This is a genomic window from Bacillota bacterium, from assembly GCA_012842395.1.
GTDB lineage: Bacteria > Bacillota > SHA-98 > UBA4971 > UBA4971 > UBA6256.
The window spans coordinates 307932-330212 of record DUSX01000034.1 but is presented as its reverse complement, the minus strand read 5'-3'; the positions used below and the strand labels follow the sequence as shown (position 1 = coordinate 330212).

The following is a 22281-nucleotide window of genomic DNA, read 5'->3' as shown; positions in this document are numbered from 1 at the left end:
TCTTGCCCGCAGTCAGTCTTTCGGAGTTGGCTCGAGCTCGGGCGCGGTCGCTTGATCGCCTGCAAGGCTGCGGAGACGGAACGGGCGTGCATACGGATGGGGGTGGGCGACAGAGAAGCTGGACGGTACATGATTTGGGACATGACACGGCCGGGACCAAGCGTTCCGGCCTCTTTTGCCTCGGAGCTGGCTCCATGGTAAGGGTATGGCATCCTTGGGAAACAGGGACATCTCCGCCGCAGTATGCGCCCATTTTGGCACGGTCATAATACGTTGTAGGACACGGAGGAACGGCGGGAGGTGCCTGGTTTGAAGGGATACCTGGATCTTGTCATTCATGACGGCAACCGTCCACTCGTGGAGGCGCTGGAGGCGTCGGTCGTATCGCTGTTGGCTGGTCGACCTCTCCACGTTCACGTGGAGGGGCTCAGGGGCACGGGCAAGACCACGATCATACGCGCCATGAAAGACGTGCTGCCGCGTATCCAGAGGATCAAGGGATGCGTCTACAACTGCGATCCGCGGTGCCCTCACTGCCCCGTGCACCGGGATCTCCCTCCAGAAGCCATCGCGGAGCTGGGCACCGAGGAGGTGCCCGTGCCGTTCATGGAGATATCGCACGCGGCGAAGATCGGCACCGTGGTGGGGAGCATAGATCTCGCGAGACTTGCGGATCCCTCGCGTCCCGAGGCGGCGCTCCTGCCAGGCGTGTTGCCGCGAGCCCACAGAGGGGTCGTGTTCGTTGACGAGATCAACAGGCTCGCCGATACCTCGCCCGAGCTCACCGATGTCCTCCTTGACGTGATGGGCACCAAGCCGGGCCGGCTCCAGGTGGAGGAGACCGGTCTGCCCGCGTTCGAGATCCCCATCACGTGCGCGATATGGGCGGCGAGCAATCCCGACGAAGAGCCAGGTGCGCTCGAGGATATAAGGCGCCAGCTTTCGGACAGGTTTGACTTCACGGTGAACATGGCAAGGCCCCAGGATCAGTCCATTGTGAGGCGCATCCTCCTCGATGACGGGGCCTGGTCCCCTGGGACATCGGCAGCGAATGCCGGGCGCGCTGGAGCACCGCCTTCCTCCGCCCTGGACGTGCTTCGCGAGAGGATGCTCGGACGGGCAGCAGCCCTTCCAAACGTGACTCTCCCCGAGGAACTTGCCTCGCTCCTAGGTGAAGTATACGTGAGCTTCGGCATGGAGAGCCTTCGCGCCGTGGAAGCGATTTCCTTGGGGGCGCGAGCCCGCGCGGCGCTTGATGCCAGGCCCCACCCGTCCATCAATGATATAAGGACGGTGCTGCCCTTCGCCCTGCGGCATAGAGTGGACGCGGCCACGCTCATAAACATCGGGAAATTCCTGGACGAGTACGAATCTAGATGTGGCCGACGCCGCGACCCAGACCCTCTCAAGGACGGGGCCGGCGATGGCCCGGCCAAGCCGGTTCAAGAGGAGGCCCGGCACAAGGAAAGAGATCTCGCGTCCGGCGGAACGGCAGAGCCTGTTCCGCGCCCGGACAGCCTCTGGGAGAGGCTCATGAGGGGCATGGGTTTCGCGAGGCCCGACGCCACCAAGGGAGGGCCGGCGGGCGACGGGCGCGGTGTCGCGCCTCCTGGTTCTGTGCACCGGCGGGGCTCCAGCCCGACCTCGGCCGGGGGCGCCCTCGGGCAAGGCGCGGCGGACTTCGGAGCCGGGCAGGGTCCGGCCTACGGGAGCGAGAGCGCGAGCATATCCGACCCAAGCGAGGTGCCGATAAGCGCGCCCCCTGCGAGGGCAAAGTCCCTTGCACAGCTTGCCGGGGGTGAGGTGGTCTTCACCGAGGAAGACCTGAGGCTCCGATGAACGGCTTCGATTGTCTCGCGGTGCTCCGGTATGATGCCCCCCGGCTCATCCGGGTCATGCAGAATGAATTCCGGATGGGAAGGGGTCTTAGGATCGGCGAGACCACCGTGGTGAGCAAGCGGGTCCACGTGGTCAGCCCTGCGACGCCGGGGGAGATCAAGGTTCTCGCGAACCAGGACGCTGGGGTCTGTTTCTATTCGAGGCGGCGGAAGGATGAGATCCTCCACATAGACGTGTTCCACGAAGTCGCCGAGGTGGACCACCGGAGGGCGGCGGACGCCGTGAAGCGGGCTGTGTACGCGTTCTACCACGACCTCCTGCTCGAGCGGGCGCGCGGCCTTTTCCTTCCGCAGCCCGGCGAGCTTCTTGACCTCATGGATATCCAGACCGGCACGGGCGGCGGGAGGGTCGGTGGTACCCTGAACTATGGACGGAAGCTCTCGCTGCGCAAGGCCCACTGCAACCACGTGCACATCGCCGCAATGCTCCCGGACAACTGCCTCCTGCTGCTGTTTTACCTCGTCGTGGCCTTGGAAGAGGAGATAGAGCGGCAGGGTGTGGAGATTCGGAAGGTGGAGGCCATCAGGCACCAGGAGGCGGCGGGCAAGGGCGATCTCTCGCCCTACTCCAGTGTGTTCGATTCCTATCTCAACGAGTCCGGGGTCGCGGGCGGAGGCCATGACTGGGATAGGCTGCCGAGGGAGGCCCGCATAGAGGCGGTGTCCTCCATGGCTGAGGAGTTCGGCGGAAGGAGCAATATGGCTCGCCTGCTTGACCAGCTGCTCGCATCGGGGACCATTCCACCCGACATACGGCGCGACGCGGGCGACCTCGACGAGGTCATAGAACGCCTCTCCAGTTTCGACCTCCTCACCCGAGAGCGGGGTCAACTGGTGCTCACTCCCAAAGGCCGGGAGGTGCGCAACATCCTTGCCACGTGCGCGTCGGAGGTCGAAGCGGGCATAAGGCGTCTCGTGCGCAGGATGCCCATTGTGCCGAGAATCCCCCGCCACGAAGAGGGCCGGTTCGGGCCGAAGGCCAGGCACGAGCGCCCCAGGCTCTCGAAGAACGTGAGACCCCCTGGGGACGGAGAGTGGTGCGACGAGATCGCCGTGCCCGAGACCGCGGTGGCTGCCCTCTCCAGAGCCTGCCTGCAAAGAAACGGGGTTGTTGCCGGCGCCCCGGGGCCGTTCATCGTTCGCGAGGACATCAGGCTCTACCGAAAGCGCCCTGCGAGACCCCCGGAAGTCTGCCTTCTCATCGACGCGAGCGCAAGCATGGTCGGTCGGCGTATCCGCGCCGCTAAGTACCTCATCCGTCATCTTGCTGCAGCCTGCCGGGTGAGGATAACCGTCCTTACGTTTCAGGAGCGCGATGTGCGGCTTCAAATAGCGTCCACGAGCAACAGAAAGGCGATAGAGGAGGGGATCGGGCGGATCGAGCCTGCGGGCCTAACGCCTCTCGCCGCCGGGATCGCTGAGGCCCTGGATTTCATCCGGGCGAGAAAACTCAGGGATGTGCTGCTCGTGCTCATCACCGACGGGATCCCCACGATGAACCGCTGGACCGCCGATCCCGCACGGGACGCCCTCACCGCGGCGAAGCGCATAGCCGAGGAAAAAGTGCCCTTCATGTGCGTCGGCCTCCAGCCCAACAGGGACTTCCTCAGAAAGCTCGTGGACGTGGCCCGCGGGAAGCTGTACGTAGTTGACGAATTCGACAAGGACGTCCTCGTGAGCCTCGTCAGATACGGCACGAAAGAGAGCGTCCGGGGAGGATTTTCATCGCCGCGTGCCGAATAATGGGCTGACATCTTTGGAGCGGCGGCATGCGCGGTCCGCATGATCGAGTCCCGACGGCCCACTGTCGTTGACCGGGTCGACGGCCCGCTTCGCAATTGGAGATGAGAATGTTGCAGGCCGTAACCGTCCTTGGCCTTGCGTTCGCCCTCCTCGTCGCCGTGTTCGCCATCCAGAATTCTGCACCGGTCACAGTCACCTTTCTAAAGTGGCACCTCGTTGACGTCTCTCTGGCTTTAGTCATTCTGGGCTCCGCGGCGGCTGGCGCGGTTGTCGTGGGATTGCTCGGTGCCGTGCGCGAAATAAGGTTGAGGCTGAGCTTGAGATCTTTCAGGGGAAAGGCTGAGAGGCTCGCTCATGACCTGGCGGCAGCGAGAGAGAAGGTCGCCAACCTGGAAGGCGCTGTGGCGAGGCTCGAGGGGGAGGCGCGGGCGAAAGCGCGGGAGCTCGAGGCGGCAAGGGAGCGCGTCCAGGCCCTCGAGGTGGAGCTTGAGGCCACGCAGGTCATGGAGGTCCTTCCGCGGGCGCAGGATGAAACCGGGCCGGGACGTGAGCCTCAATCCCAGCAGGGCGCGGATCAAGAAGGCGGTACGCGCGACGAGCCTTTCGGGCTGAGGTCCGGAGCGTGATGTCTCGTTCGAACCTTGCGCGCGGCGCAAGCGAAATCCCCCACGACCAGTCGTGAAAGATGCGGGAATCCCAGGGCTGTCAAATGAGGGGACGGGAACTCTGTGACGCCATACTCAAGAGGCTAGCCAGAGGGTGTTTCTTGTGCTTATAATGCTATAGGTGCGCGAGTAAGGCGGGCGTGGGCGTGCCTGCGGGGAGAGGAAGAGGACACCCCGCGACGGCGCATTGGGCACGGGCGCATGCGGACCTTCGGGCCGCGTCGATGCCGGGGAGCCTGTGGCGGCGGGTGGGCGAGGAGACGACGTGGAGGAGGAGGACGTTGGCAGGTTGCGTATGGCACGTGGCGGGTCTTTCGAGCGAAGCTGAGAGGACAAGCGAGGTCCTACGGAGGGAGCTCGGGGTCCCGCGGCTTGTGGCGAGGGTGTTGGCGCTCCGGGGCCTTGGCAGCCCCGAGGCCGCAAGGAAGTTCCTCAGGGCGGACCTTGACGACCTTCTCGACCCTCTGCTCCTGCCTGACATGGAGAGAGCCGTCGTTCGGGTGCTCCGGGCGGTGCGAAACGGCGAGAAGATAAGGATATACGGAGATTACGATGTGGACGGCATCACGTCCACTTGCGTTCTTCTGAACGTTCTGAAGGCGCTCGGTGCCGACGTGGACTACTACATCCCCGGGCGCATAGAAGAGGGGTACGGGCTCAACCGCGACGCCGTGGAGAAGGCGGCCTCGTCCGGTGTCACGCTGCTCATCACGGTGGACTGTGGAATCACCGCCGTCGATGAGGTAGAGCTTGCGCGCAGCCGTGGCGTGGACGTCATCGTCACAGACCACCACGAGCCTGCCGAGGAGCTTCCAAGAGCTTACGCCTTGGTGAATCCGAAGCGGAGGGACTCGACCTACCCGTTCGCTGATCTTGCGGGCGTGGGAGTCGCCTACAAACTTGCCTTGGCGCTCCTGCGCGCGCACGCCGGCACCTTGGATGCGCCGGCACCCTCAGAGGGGCTTCTCGAGCTCGTCGCGCTCGGCACGATCGCTGACGTGGCTCCGCTCACGGGAGAGAACAGAGTCCTCGCGAAACACGGGCTTGCGAGCTTGAATTGCACCTCAAACCCCGGTCTCCAGGCCCTCATCCGCGTGTCGGGCCTTGCCGGCCGGGAGATAAGCTCGGGTGCAGTGGGCTTCTTTCTCGGGCCCCGTCTCAACGCCGTGGGCAGGCTAGGGGACGCGTCGCTTTGCGTGGACCTTCTCACGGCGTCATCCGCTGAGAGGGCGACCTACATCGCCTCGATCCTTGACAAGGCGAACCAGGAGAGGCAGTCCCTGGAACAGGCCATTCTAGATGAAGCGGTCTCGATGGTGAAGACTACGCCGGACGGCGAAGCGGAGGACGTCGTCCTCGTGCTCGCGGGCGAGGGGTGGCATCCCGGAGTCATAGGCATAGTCGCCTCCCGCCTGGTGGAACGATTCTGGCGTCCGGCCATATTGATAAGCATACAAGGCGACGAGGGGCGTGGGTCCGGGAGGAGCATAGATGCGTTCGACCTGTACGGTGGGCTCGTTCAGTGCGCGGACCTGCTGAAGGAATTCGGGGGACACCGCCACGCTGCCGGGCTTTCCATAGCTCGGAACGCCGTGCCTGCGCTCCGGGAGCGGATGAACGAGGTGGCCAGGGGCATGCTCGGCCCCGAGGACCTCGCGAGGAAGGTCGTGTGTGATGCCGAAGCCCGGTTCGGAGATATCGATATCGAGGTCGCAGAGGTCCTTGGCGCGCTCGCGCCGTTCGGCGTCGGGAACCCCGTCCCGACTTTCCTTTCAAGAGGCGTGAGGCTCGTGGAGTATCGCGGGGTCGGGGCCGACGCCAAGCACCTGAAGATGAAGCTGGCCCAGGACGGAGTGGTTTTGGACGCAATAGGATTCGGCTTGGGCGGGATGGCGCCCGTTCTCTTCGCGAAAGGCGCCAAGGATGTCGACATCGCGTATACCATCGAGGTCAACCAGTGGAACGGCGCGAGACAAGTGCAGCTCAACATAAAAGAATTGCGCGAGGCTGTAAGAAGCTGAGGCTTGTTGTATAATTGGAGTGTATAGGAACGGCGGCCGGTTGGCGTTCGCCTGCCGGGTTCCGGGCTGGTCGCTCCGCGGACGCATGCGAGTGTTCCGTAGCTGTACAGGTTTGCGGAGGCGAGACTGGCGGCGGGGATGCTACCGGTTGCAGGTGATTGGAATGGAGCAAGGGATTGACGAGGTCCTAGAGCGAATAAGACGATACGCTCCTGAGGCCGACCTCGACCAGGTGAGGAAGGCGTACGAGTTCGCCGCGAAGGCCCATGCCGGGCAACGCCGCGATTCGGGGGATTCTTTCATCTTCCATCCCCTAGGGGTCGCTGCGATCCTCGCCGAGCTCGAGATGGACGTCACGACAATCTCAGCTGGTCTGCTCCACGACGTGATCGAGGACACGCCGGTCACCCTCGACCAAATCAAATCCGAGTTCGGACGGGAGGTCAGCCTGCTCGTTGACGGTGTGACCAAGCTGGGCAGGGTTCCGTTCATGTCCCGGGAGGAACAGCAGGCGGAGAACCTGCGAAAGATGTTCCTCGCAATGGCCCAGGACATAAGGGTCGTTCTCATCAAGCTTGCTGACAGGTTGCACAACATGCGTACCCTGGGGCATCTGCCGTGGGACAGGCAGGCCAGGATAGCCCGGGAGACGCTCGAGATATACGCCCCGTTGGCCCACCGCCTCGGGATGTGGAGGGTCAAGTGGGAGCTCGAGGACCTGGCCCTGAGGTACCTCGAGCCCGGAGAGTACTACAAGCTCGTAGAGAAGGTCGCGAGAAAGCGAAAAGAGCGGGAAGGGCTGATAGAACAGGCGAGCGCTGTGCTGAAGAAAGCCCTCGAGGAGGCTCGGATCCCGTGCGAGCTTCAAGGGCGGGCCAAGCACTTCTACAGCATATATGAGAAGATGCGCCTCAAGGGGAAGGCTTTCGAGGAGATATACGACCTCATTGCCATAAGGGTGATTGTGAACAGCGTAAGGGACTGCTACGCGGTCCTCGGTATAGTGCATTCCTTATGGAAACCCATGCCGGGCCGTTTCAAGGACTACATCGCGATGCCGAAGTCGAACATGTACCAGTCGCTGCACACGACCGTCATCGGCCCAGCCGGAGAGCCCCTCGAGATACAGATCCGCACATGGGAGATGCACCGCACCGCGGAATACGGCATTGCGGCCCACTGGAGGTACAAGGAAGGCACCCGTACCGTGAGTGAATTCGAGGAGAAGCTCTCGTGGCTCCGTCAGCTCCTCGAGTGGCAGCGGGACATGAAGGATGTCCACGACTTCATGGAGACCTTGAAGATCGATCTCTTCAAAGACGAGGTCTTCGTGTTCACCCCGAAAGGCGACGTGAAGAACCTGCCCGCGGGCTCCACGCCAGTGGACTTCGCTTACAGCGTCCACACTGACATCGGCCACCGCTGCACCGGCGCCAGGGTTAACGGTAGGATGGTGCCCCTCGACTACCAGCTCACCAACGGGGATATCGTCGAGATAATCACCTCGAAAGGGCCCGGAGCGCCCAGCCTCGACTGGCTCGCGTTCGTCAAGACCTCGAAAGCTCGCAACAAGATAAGGCAGTGGGTCAGAGAGGTGCGACGCGAGGAGGCTGTGCCGCGTGGCCGCGACCTCCTGGAGAAGGAGCTCCGCCGTCAAGGCCTCGAGGTGCACGACAATCTGAAAGAAGAGAAGCTCCTCGTTGCGGCCAAGCGGCTGGGATTCACCGACGCTGAAGACTTGCTCGCGTCGGTCGGTGACGGAAAGGTGTCGCCCACGATGGTGGTGGCGCGGCTTGCCCCGGAGAAACCAGGCCTCGACAAGGAGGAAAAGGAGCCCACCCAGCTCGTTCCCAGGCGGAAGCGTCCGGCGGGACAAGGGGTCAGGGTGAAGGGCGTCGACAACGTGCTGGTGAGGATGGCGAGGTGCTGCAGCCCCGTGCCGGGTGATGAGATCATCGGATATATCACGAGGGGAAAGGGCGTTTCCGTGCACAGGCGCGATTGTCCGAATGTGGCATGGCTCCGGAACTCCCCGGAGCGGAACATCGAGGTTGAGTGGGAGTTCGGCGAGGACAACTCCTACCCGGTTGAGCTGGAGATCGAGGCACACGACAGGGTCGCGCTGCTCTCCAACATCATGTCGGCCGTCACCGAGCTCCGCGCTAACATAAGTGCGGTGAACGCGAGGACGACGAAGGACCACATGGCAGTGGTGAACATGGTGGTTGAGATCACGGGCATAGACCACCTAAACTCCATCATGAGCAGGGTCAGGCGCGTCCACGGAGTCACCGATGTGCACAGGGCGCACCATGCCAGCGCGCAACAGCTCCAGTCAGTGTAGACAGCGGATGGGGTGTAGGTGGCGGATGTGAGAGCCGTGGTGCAGCGGGCCAAGTCAGCGTACGTCGTGGTGGACGGCGAGACTGTGGGCAGGATAGGCCCGGGGCTCGTGGTCTTTCTCGGGGTCGGTTCGGGTGATTCTCAGGAGGACGCGCGGTACCTAGCCGAGAAAGTGGCGAACCTGCGTGTCCTCGACGATGATAAGGGCAAGATGAACCTTTCCTGCCTCGACCTCGGGCTACCGGTGCTTGTGGTCTCGCAATTCACGTTGTACGGCGACTGTCGCAGGGGACGGCGGCCCAGCTTCACCGAGGCCGCGCCGCCGGAGAAGGGCCTCGAGCTCTACACGGCGTTCGTGAAGGAACTGCGCGGGACAGGCCTCATCGTGGAGACGGGCAAGTTTCAGGCGACCATGACGGTCTTCGTGGAGAACGACGGTCCTGTCACGATCCTGCTCGATAGCAAGAAGCTGTTTTGAGGGAAACGGTGCCGGCGGCCGCTCGGCGTAGGAAAGGTCGCAGGGCCGCAGGCCGCAAGGTCTTTTGAGCGTCGTGCAGCGGGAGGATGACGAGGCGCGGTGATGGTGAGGACCCTGCGCGTAGGCGCGCTCAGTACCAATTGCTATGTCGTGGCGTGCGAGAAGACTCGCAAAGCTGTGGTTATCGACCCCGGGGACGAGCCTGCCAAGATCCTGGCGGCGCTGCGGGAAAACGAACTCGAGTGCGAAATTATCGTGAACACCCACGGCCACGTGGATCACATCGCGGGAAACGGAGGCGTCAAGGCGGCTACGGGCGCGCCCATCGCTATTCACGAGGCGGATGCGCAGGCGCTCGTCGAGCCGAGCTTGAACCTCTCTGCACTGGTTGTGTCGGTCCCGGGGTCAGGAGGGGAAGGCATCAAAGGCCCCGGTGCTGACAGGCTGCTCCGGGAAGGGGACGAGGTGGTCGCGGGGTCGGTGAAGCTGCGCGTGGTTCACACGCCGGGGCATACTCCAGGAAGCATCTCGCTCGTAGGCGACGGCGTGGTGTTTTGCGGCGACACGCTGTTCGCTGGAGGAGGCGTGGGGAGGACCGATTTCCCTGGGGGCTCGTATGACACCCTAGTGCGGTCGATCGAGACGAAGCTGTTCCGGCTTCCTGACGACACCGTTGTGTACCCCGGCCACGGTTCTTCCACGACGATCGGTCGAGAGAGGTGGTGAGCCGCGACCCGCGTGGCGGCGTGGGCTGGGCGGGAACCACATTGACACTGGTAGCGGGCGTCGGGTAGAATCACAGCGTACCGTGCGTACTGCGTGTGAAGGATTGGAGGAGATGCTCTTGTTCCTGGGCTTTCGAGGAAAGAAGAGCTCGAAGCTGGCGAAGGCCGTCATTATAGTGATATCCGTAACATTTGTCGGGGGCCTCGCTTACACCGGAACCGTCTTCATGCGACGGCCGTCAGCGGACGAGCTCGGGATCGTTGCGAGCGTCAACGGCACAAAGATCACGTGGGACGTGGTGGACCGCGGGTTCAAAGACGCCCTTTTGGCAGAGTACGAGAACACCGGCAGAGTGCTTCCGGAAACGAGGGGACCGATCAGGGCGTCGGTGCTCGACCAGATCATAAACAGCGTTCTCATCAGCCAGGCGGTGAAGAAGGAGAAGATCCAGGTCCCGTCCAAGCAAGTCGAGGATGAGTTCAAGAGACAGATGGACGCCTTCCCCAATGAAGAGGCGTTCCGCACCGCGCTGAAGGAGAACAACTTGACGGAGAGCGAGCTCAAGAAGCAAATCCGCGACAGCCTAGCCGCTCAGACGCTCTTCACGCTCGTCCAGTCGAAGGTTTCCGTGTCAGAGGACGAGGTCAAGCAGGCTTACACGAAGGAGACGGGCAAGCCTGCGGAGGGGAAGGACTTCGAGGACAAGCGCGCTGACATCGAGAGCCGGCTCGAGACCGCTGCTCAGCAGGAGGCTCTCGTCAAGTGGCTTGACGGCCTTAGGAAGGACGCTAAGATAGAGATATACGACCCGGAGATCCGTGCTGTAAAGAAGCTCCAAGAGAAGGCCTACGATGATGCGATCGCTGAGTACGGAGAGGCGATAAAGAAGGAGCCTGACAACGCTTACTTGTACGTGGGGCTCTCCCAGGCGTACCTAGGCAAGAAAGACCTAGCCGGTGCCACCCAGGCCCTTGAGAAGGCGAGGGACCTGTACCCGGAGGAGCCTTACATCCGGCTTCTCCTCGGAACAGTGTACCGTGACGCGGGCGCTCGCGACAAGGCGCGGCAGGAGTTCAAGACGGCTTCCGAAAACGGGGGGCTTGACATCCTGCTTCACGTCCGCCTGCAATCGCTCTTTAAGAGCATGGGCCTTAGTGAGGATGCCAAGGCGGAGGAAGCGAGGATCGCCGAGATCCGCGATCTGCAGGAGCGCAAGAACAAGGCCGCGGGCACGCCTGCGACGTCCGGGACCACTTCGGGGAGCAGCGCAGGAAGCAGCGCGCCGGCTAAAACCGGCGGCGCCAGCGGAGGAGGCCAAGCCGGGACCAGATGACAGGCGCCTTGGAGCTGCCGTTCAGTGATTGCTCATCGAGGACCTGACTATTCGTTGACGACTCACCGGACGGTGGACGGCGGAAGCTGTCCGTCGTTCAAAAGGATAAGGACAAAGTGCAAACGCGCACAGTCCAAACGCGCACAGCATGAGGAGGCCAGCACATGGCCGAGTTGAAAGCGCCAAGGGGCACCGCTGACGTCCTTCCCGGCGACTCAGACTTGTGGCTCCAGGTCGAGGACGTCGTGCGCCAAGTGTGCCGCAACGCGGGATACGGCGAGATCCGAACGCCCATCTTCGAGCATACGGAGCTGTTCGAGCGCGGGGTCGGGGCGGTCACGGACATCGTTGAAAAGGAGATGTACACGTTCCTGGACAAGGCCGGGCGCAGCATAACGCTTCGCCCAGAGGGCACGGCCCCGTGCATGCGGGCCTATCTTGAACACAACCTGAATGTGCTCCCTCAGCCGGTGAAGATGTACTACATCGGTCCCATGTTCCGGTACGAGCGGCCGCAGTCAGGGAGGTTCAGACAGCATACGCAGTTCGGCGTGGAGGCGATAGGGTCCGCCGACCCGGCCCTCGACGCCGAGGTCGTTTCGGTGCTCGTGGATGTGTACAAGCGCCTTGGGCTCTCGGGGTTTGTAGTGCACCTGAACTCCATTGGATGTCCCCGCTGCCGCCCGCGCTACAAAGAGGCATTGGTGAACGCGCTCGCTGGGCACGAGGAGGGACTCTGCACGGATTGCCGTCGACGGCTCGAGCGGAACCCGCTGCGGGTCCTGGACTGCAAGAACGAGGGATGCAGGGAGATCTCAGAAGGAGTCCCGACGATAATCGAGTTCCTCTGCGACGAGTGCAGGCGTCACTTTGAAAGCGTGACCGCGTACCTCAGGGCCCTTGGGCTCGCGTACGAGATCGATCATCGCATCGTACGGGGGCTTGACTATTACACCAAGACAGTCTTCGAGGTGGTTCACTCCGAATTGGGGGCCAAGGACGTGCTTGGTGGCGGCGGGAGGTACGACGGCCTGGCCGAGGACCTCGGGGGCGAGCACACGCCGGGGGTCGGGTTTGCGGCAGGCATTGAGAGGGCCGTCATGGTGCTCAAGGCAGCGAGAGGAGAGTCTTCGAGGGAGACCTCGGGGACCGGAATCCGGGTCTTCGTCGTAACCATGGGCGATGCTGCCAGGGCAGAGGGGTTCAAGCTCGTGAACGCCCTCCGCGGGCTCGGCGTGGCTTCGGACCTCGACTACATGGGGCGCAGCCTAAGGGCCCAGATGAAGCACGCGGACAGGTGTGGGGCACGGAAGGTCGTGATCCTCGGTGAGGAGGAGCTCAAAGCGGGCGTGGCGACGGTGAAGGACATGGCCACGGGAGAGCAGACCCAAACGGCGCTTGAAGGCTTGGCGGAGGCTCTCTCTCGCGAATGCCGGGGCTTGACCGTCTGAAAGGGTCGCGTGTGGACGCGCCCGGGGTGTCTCGGGACACGCAAGGCACTCCAGGCGGCCGGCACCAATCGTAACGGAAGAGATCGCGTATGACCAGCCCGGCGCACCCCGCCCCGGGGAGGCGCCGGGCGAGGTTTATCGGCGGCTGCCAAGGCCGCAAGCCGGCTGCGACAGGGCGCTGTTAAGACAAAGGGTTCGGCTTGAGCGCGCGGACGGAGAAGTGAGGCTTATGCAGAAAAGGACGCACATGACAGGGGACCTTTCGGAGGCTATCGTCGGATCGAAAGTCACGTTGGCGGGCTGGGTCGCAAAACGCAGGGACCTTGGGGGGCTTGTGTTCATCGATCTCAGGGACCGCTCCGGGATCGTACAGGTGGTGTTCAATCCCAAGATCGCACCTGAGGCCCACAGCGTCGCGGAGAAACTGGGGAGCGAAGATGTGGTCCAGGTTCGCGGCGTGGTCGAGAGACGCCCATCGGGTACCGAGAACCCGTCCATTCCCACGGGCACCATCGATGTCGTGGCCGAGGGAATCGAGGTTCTCTCCAAGTCAAAGACCCCGCCTTTCTACATCACGGAAGGGCTCGAGGCGGACGAGCTCCTGAGACTGCGTTACAGGTATCTCGACCTTCGCAGGCCGGACATGCAGCGTAATCTCATTTTCCGGCACAAGCTCACCATGGCTGTGCGGAGATTCCTGGATTCGCAAGGGTTCGTCGAGATCGAGACTCCCATGTTCATCAAGAGCACGCCCGAGGGAGCCCGCGACTACGTCGTGCCGAGTCGCCTCAACCCGGGCAAGTTCTATGCTCTCCCGCAGTCGCCGCAGCTTTTCAAACAGCTCCTGATGGTCGCCGGCTTCGACCGGTATTTTCAAATCGCCCGGTGTTTTCGGGACGAGGACCTTCGAGCCGACCGCCAGCCCGAGTTTACGCAGATAGACATAGAGATGTCTTTCGTGGAACGCGACGACGTGCTCGGTCTCACCGAGGCAATGATGGCGGCATGCATTGAGGAGACATTGGGGGTGCACGTGAGCACGCCTTTCCCGCGGCTATCGTACGCTGAAGCGATGGAGAGATATGGGTCGGACAAGCCGGACACGAGGTTCGGGATGGAGCTGCACGACATCAGCAAGGTGGTTGAGGGTTCCGGCTTCAGGGTCTTCCGGGAGGCAGTGGCGACAGGTGGCAAGGTAGCTGCCATAGTGGCGCCCGGATGCGGCGGGTTTTCGCGCCGAGAGGTCTCGGAGCTCGAGGAGATAGCGAAGGGTTTCGGGGCGCAGGGGCTAGTGTCGATCAGCGTGTCACGAGGGCCCGGAGACGGGCTCGACTTTCGGTCCGCAGTCCGTAAGTTCCTTTCCGAAGGTGAGCTTTGCCAGATCGTCGAGGCCACGCGCGCTTGCGAGGGAGACCTCATCTTGATCTCGGCCGGTCCGGGTCCCACGGTGCAGAACGCTCTGGGCAGGCTGCGCCTGCACCTGGGAACGAAGCTTGGGCTCATTCCCGAGAACACGATGGCGTTTGTGTGGGTCGTGGATTTCCCGCTCCTGGAGTTCAGCGAGGAGGAGGGCAGGATCGTCGCGGTGCACCACCCGTTCACGGCTCCTCTCGACGACGACATCGACCTCCTGGAGACGAACCCTCTCGCCGTTCGCGCCAACATGTATGACCTCGTCATGAACGGCGTCGAGCTCGGGAGCGGCAGCATCAGGCTGCATCGGCGCGATCTTCAGGAAAGGGTCTTCCGGGCGCTGGGGCTCGGGCCCGCGGATGCCCAGGAGAAGTTCGGGTTCCTCCTGGAGGCCTTCGAGTACGGGGCCCCGCCACACGGCGGCATCGCGCTGGGATTCGACAGAGTGGTGATGCTGCTCGCAGGGCGCAAGACCATCCGCGACGTGATCGCGTTTCCGAAGACGCAGCGGGCCGTGTGCCCGATGACAGGAGCGCCGGGACCCATCTCCAGGGAACAGCTCGACGAGCTGCACATAGAAGTGGTCAATGGGCAAAGAATGGATGTCGCGGGCAACGGCGAGGAATCTTGAAATCTCGCTGGCGCTGTGGTATTATTGCTTTGGCGCAGCCTTGATGCGCAAGCGCAGAGCGAAAGACCCTACCGTGTGCGATGTGGTGCTGGTAACTTCTGTTCCAACACCATATGAAAGGGAGCCCGGCCTCCGGGTGCGGCGCGTACGCCGCGTCATGCGGACACGTAAAACATCCGGGAGGGCACCCACCTGCAGGGCGCAGGGATATGAGATGTTACCGGTAAGACGGCACGGTGGGGTCTTCTTTTTTTTGCCTTCGCCATCTCGCAAGGCTCTTGAGTGCCGTTGAACAGCGGATCTGGCGAGCGTCCGAGAAGGACGCCGCACGAGACGGCAACTAATCGGGCGCACGGAGGTATGGGGAGACGTGGACACCGGCATGTTCAGTCGCCAAGCGGAGGAAACATTGAGACGCGAGGCGCCTCTTGCCGCGCGCATGCGACCGAGAACCCTGGACGAGTTCGTCGGGCAGGAACACATGGTGGGGCCGGGCAAGCTGCTGCGCCGGGCCATCGAGGCCGACCGCCTCACGTCGATGATCCTTTACGGGCCACCGGGGACCGGCAAGACGACGCTCGCGATGGTCATCGCGGGAATGACGAGGTCCCATTTTGAACAGGTCAACGCAGTTACGGCAGGGGTGGCCGACTTGAGGCGGGTGATCGCTGAGGCAGAGGAAAGGCTCGGTCTACACGGGCAGAGGACCATACTCTTCATCGATGAGGTCCACAGGTTCAACCGATCGCAGCAGGACGCGCTGCTGCCGGCCGTGGAAAACGGCACGGTCATCTTCATCGGGGCCACTACCGAGAACCCGTTTTTCGAGGTGAACGCGCCTCTCGTGTCCCGGTCCCGCATCTTCCGTCTGGAGCCACTTAGTGATGAAGAGATCGCCGCCATTCTTCGCCGAGCTCTTGAGGACCGCGAGCGCGGGCTCGGGGGATTCTCGGTGGAGGTGGATAGCGAGGCTTTCGATCACATTGTGAGGATGGCGAACGGGGACGCAAGGTCCGCGCTGAACGCCATCGAGCTTGCCGTGCTCACCACGCCGCCCGACTCCCGGGGGGTCCGACACATCACCCTGGAGGTGGCGGAGGATTCCATCCAGCGCCGCGCCCTTCTTTACGATCACGACGGAGACGCGCATTACGACACGATATCGGCGTTCATCAAGAGTATGAGGGGATCGGATCCTGATGCCACAGTCTACTGGCTTGCCAGAATGGCCGCGGCGGGCGAGGACCCCGAATTCATAGCGAGACGGATCGTGATCCAGGCGGCTGAGGACGTGGGATGCGCGGACCCCCACGCGCTTCTCGTGGCGTGCGCGGCGGCCTGGGCCGTGAAGTTCGTCGGCTGGCCCGAGGCGAAACTGCCGCTGGCCCAGGCGGCCATATATGTTGCCACGGCGCCGAAGAGCAACTCGGCATGCGTTGCCATCGGACGGGCCATGGAGGACGTAGAGAAGGAGCGCCAAGGCAGCGTGCCGACGCACCTCCGTGACGCCTCCTACAGGGGCGCGGCCAGGCTCGGCCATGGGGCCGGGTACAAGTATCCTCACGACTTCCCAGGCCACTTTGTGCAGCAACAATACCTGCCCGATGAACTCGTCGGAAGGGTGTACTACGAGCCGTCGGCGAACGGCTACGAGAAACATATCTCCGAGCGTCTCGCGAAATGGAGGGAGGCGCGCGAACGTCCCCGCCCCGATCGCTAGGTGAGGGCGCGTTAGCCTTTGTCTTATTTCCATCAGTTGCCGGCTCGCCGGTGTCGCACTCGGGGATGGCGCCCCGAGCGGGGCGTGCTTCGCCAAAGCCCGGCCCGTGAGGCCAGTGGCCGGATCTCGACATCCCTCGTGCAATCACCGACAACCCCTCGCAATAACCAGGCGAGGCCGCGACGGCCACGACCGCGACGTTGACAAGGCCGATCAGCCGTGGTATAGTGTTGCCGGAATCCCAACGGGTTTAGTCGGAATTCATGGCGCCGGCGGCGTCCGGGTAAAGGCAGGTGAGCTTCGTGAGGCTGTCCACTCGAGGGAGGTACGGAGTGCGGGCCATGTACGATCTGGCCCTTCACTACGGTGAAGGTCCGGTTCCGCTCAAGGGCATCGCCGAGCGGCAGATGGTGTCCGAGAACTACCTCGAACAACTCATGGCGAGCCTGCGTCGCGCCGGGCTTGTGATAAGCTCGAGAGGGGCACAAGGCGGCTACGAGCTTGCGAGGCGCCCGGCGGACATCACCATCGGCGATATAGTCAGGGTGCTCGAGGGGCCCATCGACCCCGCGGAATGCGTCGGGGAGGGTGATCCTGTCGAAGCGTGCGAACGGGCAGACGAGTGCACGATGCGCTTGGTGTGGAAGAAGCTCAAAGACTGCATCAACCGGGTGCTCGACTCCATCAGCCTCAAGGATCTGTGCGACGAGACAGCGTCTTTGACCAGCGACTCGTGCGGCTCTTGCGGTGCCGCAGCGGCGTGCGCCCGGGGCGCCCGGGGACCCACTGAAGCGGTGACGGCCGGTGCGGCGGGCAGGAGGTCCAGGCGTTCTGCGAGAGGGCAAGCACGAGTCACCGATGTGGCAACACTATAGGTCAGGGACTGAGTCGGGGGATCAGGCTGGGGGAGCGGACGCGGCGCACGCTGCGCAGGTTGGTCGAGCCGGGCGAAGGGAGACGCGAGCGGCTTGGAATCCTGAGTCTCTTGCGAGCAGGAGATGATATGACATGAGGACAGTGTATCTGGACAATGCGGCCACGACGAGGCCTCGCCGGGAAGTGGTCGAGGCCATGCTGCCATACCTCGGAGACAAGTATGGCAACCCGTCGAGCATATACGGCATAGGCCGGGAGGCGAGGGCAGCCCTGGACGAGGCGCGCGATACGGTCGCAAGGATCCTTGGAGCGGAGGCCGGGGAGATCGTCTTCACTGGCAGCGGCACCGAGGCTGACAATGCCGCGATAAAGGGGGTCGCGTTCGCGAACCGCGACAGGGGCGACCACATCATAACCTCGGCCATAGAACACCATGCCGTCCTCGATAGCGCGAAGCGCCTGGAGAAGCGCGGGTTCCGGGTGACGTACGTTCCCGTGGATTCGTACGGAATGGTCGACCCGGCCGACGTGGAGGCGGCCATCACAGACAAGACGATCCTCATTTCCATAATGCACGCCAACAACGAGGTGGGCACGATCGAGCCCATCGAGGAGATCGCCAGGATCGCGAAGGAGCACGGCGTCTACTTCCATACGGACGCGGTGCAAACCGCCGGGCACATACCCATCGACGTGAATCGTCTTGGCGTGGACCTTCTGTCGCTCTCGGCGCACAAGTTCTACGGGCCAAAGGGAGTTGGCGCGCTCTACGTGCGCAGGGGGGTGCGCATGGAGAGATATCTCGACGGCGGCGGGCAGGAGCGGAACAGAAGGGCTGGCACCGAGAACGTGGCCGGCATCGTCGGCCTAGCGAAGGCCCTTGAGCTCGCGGTGTCCGAGATGAACGACGAAGCGGGCCGCGTCTCCCAGTTGCGCGACCGCCTCATCAGGGGCGTCATGGACCGGATCACTCACGTCAGGCTGAACGGCCACCCGACGCGTCGCCTGCCGGGCAACGCGAGTTTCTGCTTTGAGTTCATAGAAGGCGAGTCGCTCCTTCTGAACCTCGACATGCTGGGCGTGTGCGGATCAAGTGGGTCTGCGTGTACTTCAGGGTCGCTCGAGCCATCCCACGTGCTGCTCGCGATGGGTATCCCGCATGAGGTGGCGCATGGTTCGCTCAGGCTGACCCTTGGGCGTTACAACACCGAAGAAGACGTTGACTACGTGCTCGAACATCTGCCGGGCATAGTCGCGAAGCTCAGGGCTATGTCGCCCTTCGGGGCAGAGGCGGGCCTGGGCGAGGCTTCCTGCGCCAAGTGCGAGGGAACGCCGGAGCCCCTCATGAAACGGAGGTAGCACTTCGACCGCGTTCGATGTGGGTTTGTTGTGAAGCGGAGAGGAGAGGGGATGGGGCAGTTGTACTCCCAGAAGGTAATGGATCATTTCACTAACCCGAGGAACGTTGGGGAAGTAGAGAACCCCGACGGCGTCGGGATGGTGGGGAACCCCATTTGCGGGGACGTCATGAAGCTATCGATAAAGGTTGAGGGCAACAGAATAGTTGACGCGAAGTTCAAGACGTTCGGCTGCGGTGCGGCCATCGCCACGAGCAGCATGGTGACGGAGCTCGTCAAGGGCAAGACGCTCGAGGAGGCCATGGAGATATCCAACAAGGCTGTGGCGGAGGCCCTCGACGGCCTTCCCGCCAACAAGATGCACTGCTCGAACCTGGCGGCGGACGCGCTTCACAAGGCTATCGAGGACTATCTCGCAAGAAAGCGCGTGCCGGGCCCGGGCGGCCCACAGGCTTCCAGTGGCGGGGATGAGATGGCAGTAGGCGAGGCTTGATGTGTGCTGAGGGTTTCGAGGCCGCACCCGCATGCGCGCCCCGGCGCGTTCTCGTGGCGATGAGCGGCGGGGTGGATAGCTCGGTCGCCGCGGCCTTGCTCAAGGAAAGAGGCTTCGAGGTCATAGGCGCCACCATGCAGGTCTGGCCGCGGGCGTTCTCCACCCGCGAGCGCGAAGGTGGGTGTTGTTCGATCGCAGCGGTGGAGGATGCGCGTCGCGTCGCGTCGACTCTCGGCATCCCGTACTACGTGCTCAACTTCGAGGAGAGGTTCGAAGAGGAGGTCATATCCTACTTCGCGCGCGAGTACGTGTCGGGCCGCACGCCCAATCCGTGCGTGAGGTGCAACCAGCGGATCAAGTTCGGACACCTCTTGCACAAGGCCAAGGAGATAGGGGCGTCGTTCATTGCCACCGGCCACTACGCGCGGATCTGCCGCGACCGAGAGACCGGGCGGCACCTTCTTCTCACCGGAAAGGACGCTCGAAAAGACCAAACGTACGTCCTTTACTCGATGACCCAGGACGAGCTTGCCCACACGCTCTTTCCCGTAGGCGCGTTCAGGAAGGACGAGGTCCGTCGGATAGCGGCGTCGCTCGGGCTTCCCGTTGCTGAAAAGCGCGAGAGCCAGGAGATATGCTTCATACCAGATGACGATTATAGGAGATTCCTGCGCGAGTATATGCCCGAGGCTCGAGACCCCGGGCCCATCCTCGACGTCGAGGGGAAGGTCCTCGGGGAGCATGAGGGGATCGCGTTTTACACGATAGGCCAGAGAAGAGGACTCGGGATCGCGTCGGCAGAGCCGCTCTATGTCGTTGACATCGACCCGGCCAGGAACGCCGTGATAGTCGGCCGCCAGCGCGACCTGATGGCGGAGGGGCTTATCGCTTCCGAGCTCAACTGGATACCATTCGACCGGCTCGAGCAACCGATCGAGGTCGAGGCCAAGATAAGGTACCGCACGCCGGCAGTGCTCGCAACGGTCACGCCGCTGGCCGCGCGCCCCGGTGAAGATCGCACCCGCGGGGGCGATTCGATAGGCTCTGGGCCCGGGGAGGTCGAGGTGAGGTTCTCGACCCCGCAGAGGGCCGTGACGCCCGGGCAGTCGGTCGTGTTCTACGACGGAGAGGTAGTGGTCGGCGGCGGCATCATCTCGAAAAGCCTGCGCAACCGACACTAAAAGTATATCGCCAGAAGTTCGCGCTACTTTCCGGCGGGGCGGTCCTGCCTAAGGCTATCCGGCCTTGCCCTCCGAGGACGGCGCGCTTGCGGCGTGCCTCGTTCGAACTGTCCGACTACCGGGAGGGACCGCCCGCGATCGTGCAAGGAGCCATTTTCCATTCGCTTTTTCCTTCACACTGTGGGCATACTAACCTCCTGAAAGGGAGGCGGTAGCTATGAGGAGACTCTGGAGATCCATCATAGCCGGAAGCGCCGCCGGCGCTGCGATCGGCGCGTATTTCTACTTCAGGTCACGTCGGGCGCGCGCGAGGACGCTCCTCGGGGACGCATCGGACGAAGCCCGCGCGGCCCGCTCAGCTCGCGCGATGATGACCAAGGCGGCAGGGCGGATGGTCACGCAGGTCGGCAGGAGCATCGTGAACGCCGGCGAAAAGACTCGTGCCGCTGGCAGGCGCCTGCGGCTCGGCAGGGCGGATTAGCTAGGTGCCAGGGTTGAACGCCAGAGCGCGCGCCCCGGGCCGCAGACCCGCGGGCGGCGAGCGGAGGGCACAGCATGTCGCCGCGAGCCTCGTTTCTTTTCCTGGGGGTGCGGGGCTTGCCGGCCACACCCTCCGGGGGCGGCGCGCTTCCGGCGCGCCCCGTTCGAGTTCGGCGCGTGAGACGACCGAATTCGTGGCGCCCCCGTCGTGCAGCCACTGGCGACCCGGGCTGGACCTTACGGACTGAGGAGTATCGCAAGCGTACGACGATGTGACGAGGCGAGGCGGGGCGGCAGGCCCGGCGAAGAGGGCGGCGGGCAGCAAACACGCACGTGACGCCAAGCGGGCGCTGCGTAAGAAGGATGAGCCTCGCGCATGGCTGAGACCGACGCTCACGAAAACCCCATCCGTTGTCGGCGCGAGAAAGCGGTGCGGATCTTGCCTTGGTTTCTGCACATTCTCGTTGTCCTGGGGGCCGCGCTATTTCTCTTCCGGGTGAGGGCCATACTTACCCCGTTTCTGCTTGCCCTCGGCCTCTCGTACTTGATGAACCCGCTAGTCACGTACCTCGAAAAGCGAGGAGCTCCCAGGAGCGCTGGCACGCTCGTTGTGTACGTTGGGTTCACGCTCCTGATTGCGCTCCTGGGAGTGTACTTGTTTCCCAGGCTGTTCTCGCAGCTCGAGATGCTTGCTGAGGTCCTTCCGGGGCAGGCCCAGGAGATCCAGAGCCGGCTCGCGGCGCTTTACGCGAGGCTCAACAGGTTCAACATACCGGAGCCTCTGAAAGGCGCCCTGGACGACGGGATCCGCAGAGCGGAAACGGCGCTTGCTGACCTCGTGCGCCGAACTGTGGGGGCCGTTCCGGAACTCCTTCCCAAGATGACCATGCTCGTTCTCGTGCCCGTGCTGGCATTCTACTTTACCATGGATTTCCCGGAGATCAAGATGTGGCTCCTGTCGTGGATACCTTCGCGCTGGCGCAGCGAGGTGGTGGGCCTGCTTATCGAGATGGACCAGGCATTGGGCTCGTTCATCAGGGGACAACTCCTTGTGTCGGCCGTCGTCGGCGTGCTGATCTTCGCGGGCCTGTCCATCATCGGCGTTGACTTCGCCCTCGTCATCGGGCTTGTGGCTGGGCTCTTCAATGTCGTGCCGTACTTCGGTCCGATCATAGGCGCAGTCCCTGCCGTGATTCTCGCTTCACTGAAATCGCCGGTGCTCGCGTTGTATGTTATCTTGCTATTCGTGCTCGTAAACCAGTTTGAGAGCGCAGTCGTGGGGCCGAACATCCTCGGCGAACAAGTCGGCCTGCACCCGGTTGCGGTGATCTTTGCGATCCTTGCGGGGGGCCACCTTTTCGGGCTCATCGGGGTCCTGCTTGCCGTGCCAGTGGCGGCCATGATCAAAGTGATCCTCAGATACCTGCACGCGAAGCTTGTGCCTTGATCGTGCGGTCGGCCTTCGAGGCGT

General features: G+C 63.2%; 17 protein-coding genes and 1 other RNA gene. All 18 read left to right on the top strand.

The annotated features are described in order from the left end of the window. Positions 1-309 precede the first annotated feature (309 nt). Positions 310-1839, top strand: a complete 1530-nt coding sequence (locus tag GX515_11260) for a magnesium chelatase (GenBank protein HHY33570.1) — start codon at positions 310-312, stop codon at positions 1837-1839. Next, the gene (locus tag GX515_11255) at positions 1836-3641 is read left to right on the top strand and encodes a VWA domain-containing protein (GenBank protein ID HHY33569.1); all 1806 of its coding nucleotides are present in this window, start codon (positions 1836-1838) and stop codon (positions 3639-3641) included. Before GX515_11260 ends, GX515_11255 begins: the two co-directional genes overlap by 4 nt. A gap of 110 nt (positions 3642-3751) precedes the next feature. Then, on the top strand, positions 3752-4267 hold the full coding sequence (locus tag GX515_11250; protein HHY33568.1) for a DUF1049 domain-containing protein: 516 nt from the start codon (positions 3752-3754) through the stop codon (positions 4265-4267). Between the two features lie 320 nt (positions 4268-4587). Further along, positions 4588-6327: a single-stranded-DNA-specific exonuclease RecJ gene (gene recJ, locus GX515_11245; GenBank protein ID HHY33567.1), complete on the top strand. Its 1740-nt coding sequence runs from the start codon at positions 4588-4590 to the stop codon at positions 6325-6327. A gap of 163 nt (positions 6328-6490) precedes the next feature. Continuing rightward, positions 6491-8671 (top strand): bifunctional (p)ppGpp synthetase/guanosine-3',5'-bis(diphosphate) 3'-pyrophosphohydrolase, encoded by a 2181-nt coding sequence (locus tag GX515_11240; GenBank protein HHY33566.1) that lies wholly within the window; start codon positions 6491-6493, stop codon positions 8669-8671. Positions 8672-8698: 27 nt separating this feature from the next. Next, entirely contained in the window at positions 8699-9148 is a 450-nt protein-coding gene (locus GX515_11235) for a D-tyrosyl-tRNA(Tyr) deacylase (protein HHY33565.1), read from the top strand. Positions 9149-9247: 99 nt separating this feature from the next. Then, positions 9248-9874, top strand: coding sequence for an MBL fold metallo-hydrolase (locus GX515_11230; GenBank protein HHY33564.1), 627 nt, complete (start codon positions 9248-9250; stop codon positions 9872-9874). 112 nt (positions 9875-9986) lie between these two features. Then, entirely contained in the window at positions 9987-11207 is a 1221-nt protein-coding gene (locus GX515_11225) for a tetratricopeptide repeat protein (GenBank protein HHY33563.1), read from the top strand. 164 nt (positions 11208-11371) lie between these two features. Next, the gene (locus GX515_11220) at positions 11372-12658 is read left to right on the top strand and encodes a histidine--tRNA ligase (GenBank protein ID HHY33562.1); all 1287 of its coding nucleotides are present in this window, start codon (positions 11372-11374) and stop codon (positions 12656-12658) included. A gap of 229 nt (positions 12659-12887) precedes the next feature. Further along, complete coding sequence (gene aspS / locus GX515_11215) at positions 12888-14702, top strand: aspartate--tRNA ligase (GenBank protein HHY33561.1); 1815 nt, start codon at positions 12888-12890, stop codon at positions 14700-14702. Positions 14703-14764: 62 nt separating this feature from the next. Continuing rightward, positions 14765-14949: non-coding RNA, 6S RNA (ssrS, locus tag GX515_11210), on the top strand. Between the two features lie 135 nt (positions 14950-15084). Next, positions 15085-16422 carry an AAA family ATPase gene (locus GX515_11205; protein ID HHY33560.1) on the top strand — a complete coding sequence of 446 codons (1338 nt, stop codon included), beginning with the start codon at positions 15085-15087 and terminating at the stop codon, positions 16420-16422. A gap of 302 nt (positions 16423-16724) precedes the next feature. After that, entirely contained in the window at positions 16725-17297 is a 573-nt protein-coding gene (locus tag GX515_11200; protein HHY33559.1) for an Rrf2 family transcriptional regulator, read from the top strand. Positions 17298-17430: 133 nt separating this feature from the next. Further along, on the top strand, positions 17431-18657 hold the full coding sequence (nifS, locus tag GX515_11195; GenBank protein HHY33558.1) for a cysteine desulfurase NifS: 1227 nt from the start codon (positions 17431-17433) through the stop codon (positions 18655-18657). Positions 18658-18717: 60 nt separating this feature from the next. Then, positions 18718-19149 (top strand): Fe-S cluster assembly scaffold protein NifU, encoded by a 432-nt coding sequence (nifU, locus tag GX515_11190; protein HHY33557.1) that lies wholly within the window; start codon positions 18718-18720, stop codon positions 19147-19149. Next, positions 19149-20330, top strand: a complete 1182-nt coding sequence (mnmA, locus tag GX515_11185; GenBank protein HHY33556.1) for a tRNA 2-thiouridine(34) synthase MnmA — start codon at positions 19149-19151, stop codon at positions 20328-20330. Before nifU ends, mnmA begins: the two co-directional genes overlap by 1 nt. Positions 20331-20547: 217 nt before the next feature. Next, a complete protein-coding gene (locus tag GX515_11180) occupies positions 20548-20811 on the top strand; it encodes a hypothetical protein (GenBank protein HHY33555.1) in 264 nt (87 codons plus the stop codon). A gap of 375 nt (positions 20812-21186) precedes the next feature. Beyond that, positions 21187-22257 carry an AI-2E family transporter gene (locus tag GX515_11175; protein ID HHY33554.1) on the top strand — a complete coding sequence of 357 codons (1071 nt, stop codon included), beginning with the start codon at positions 21187-21189 and terminating at the stop codon, positions 22255-22257. Positions 22258-22281: the final 24 nt, after the last annotated feature.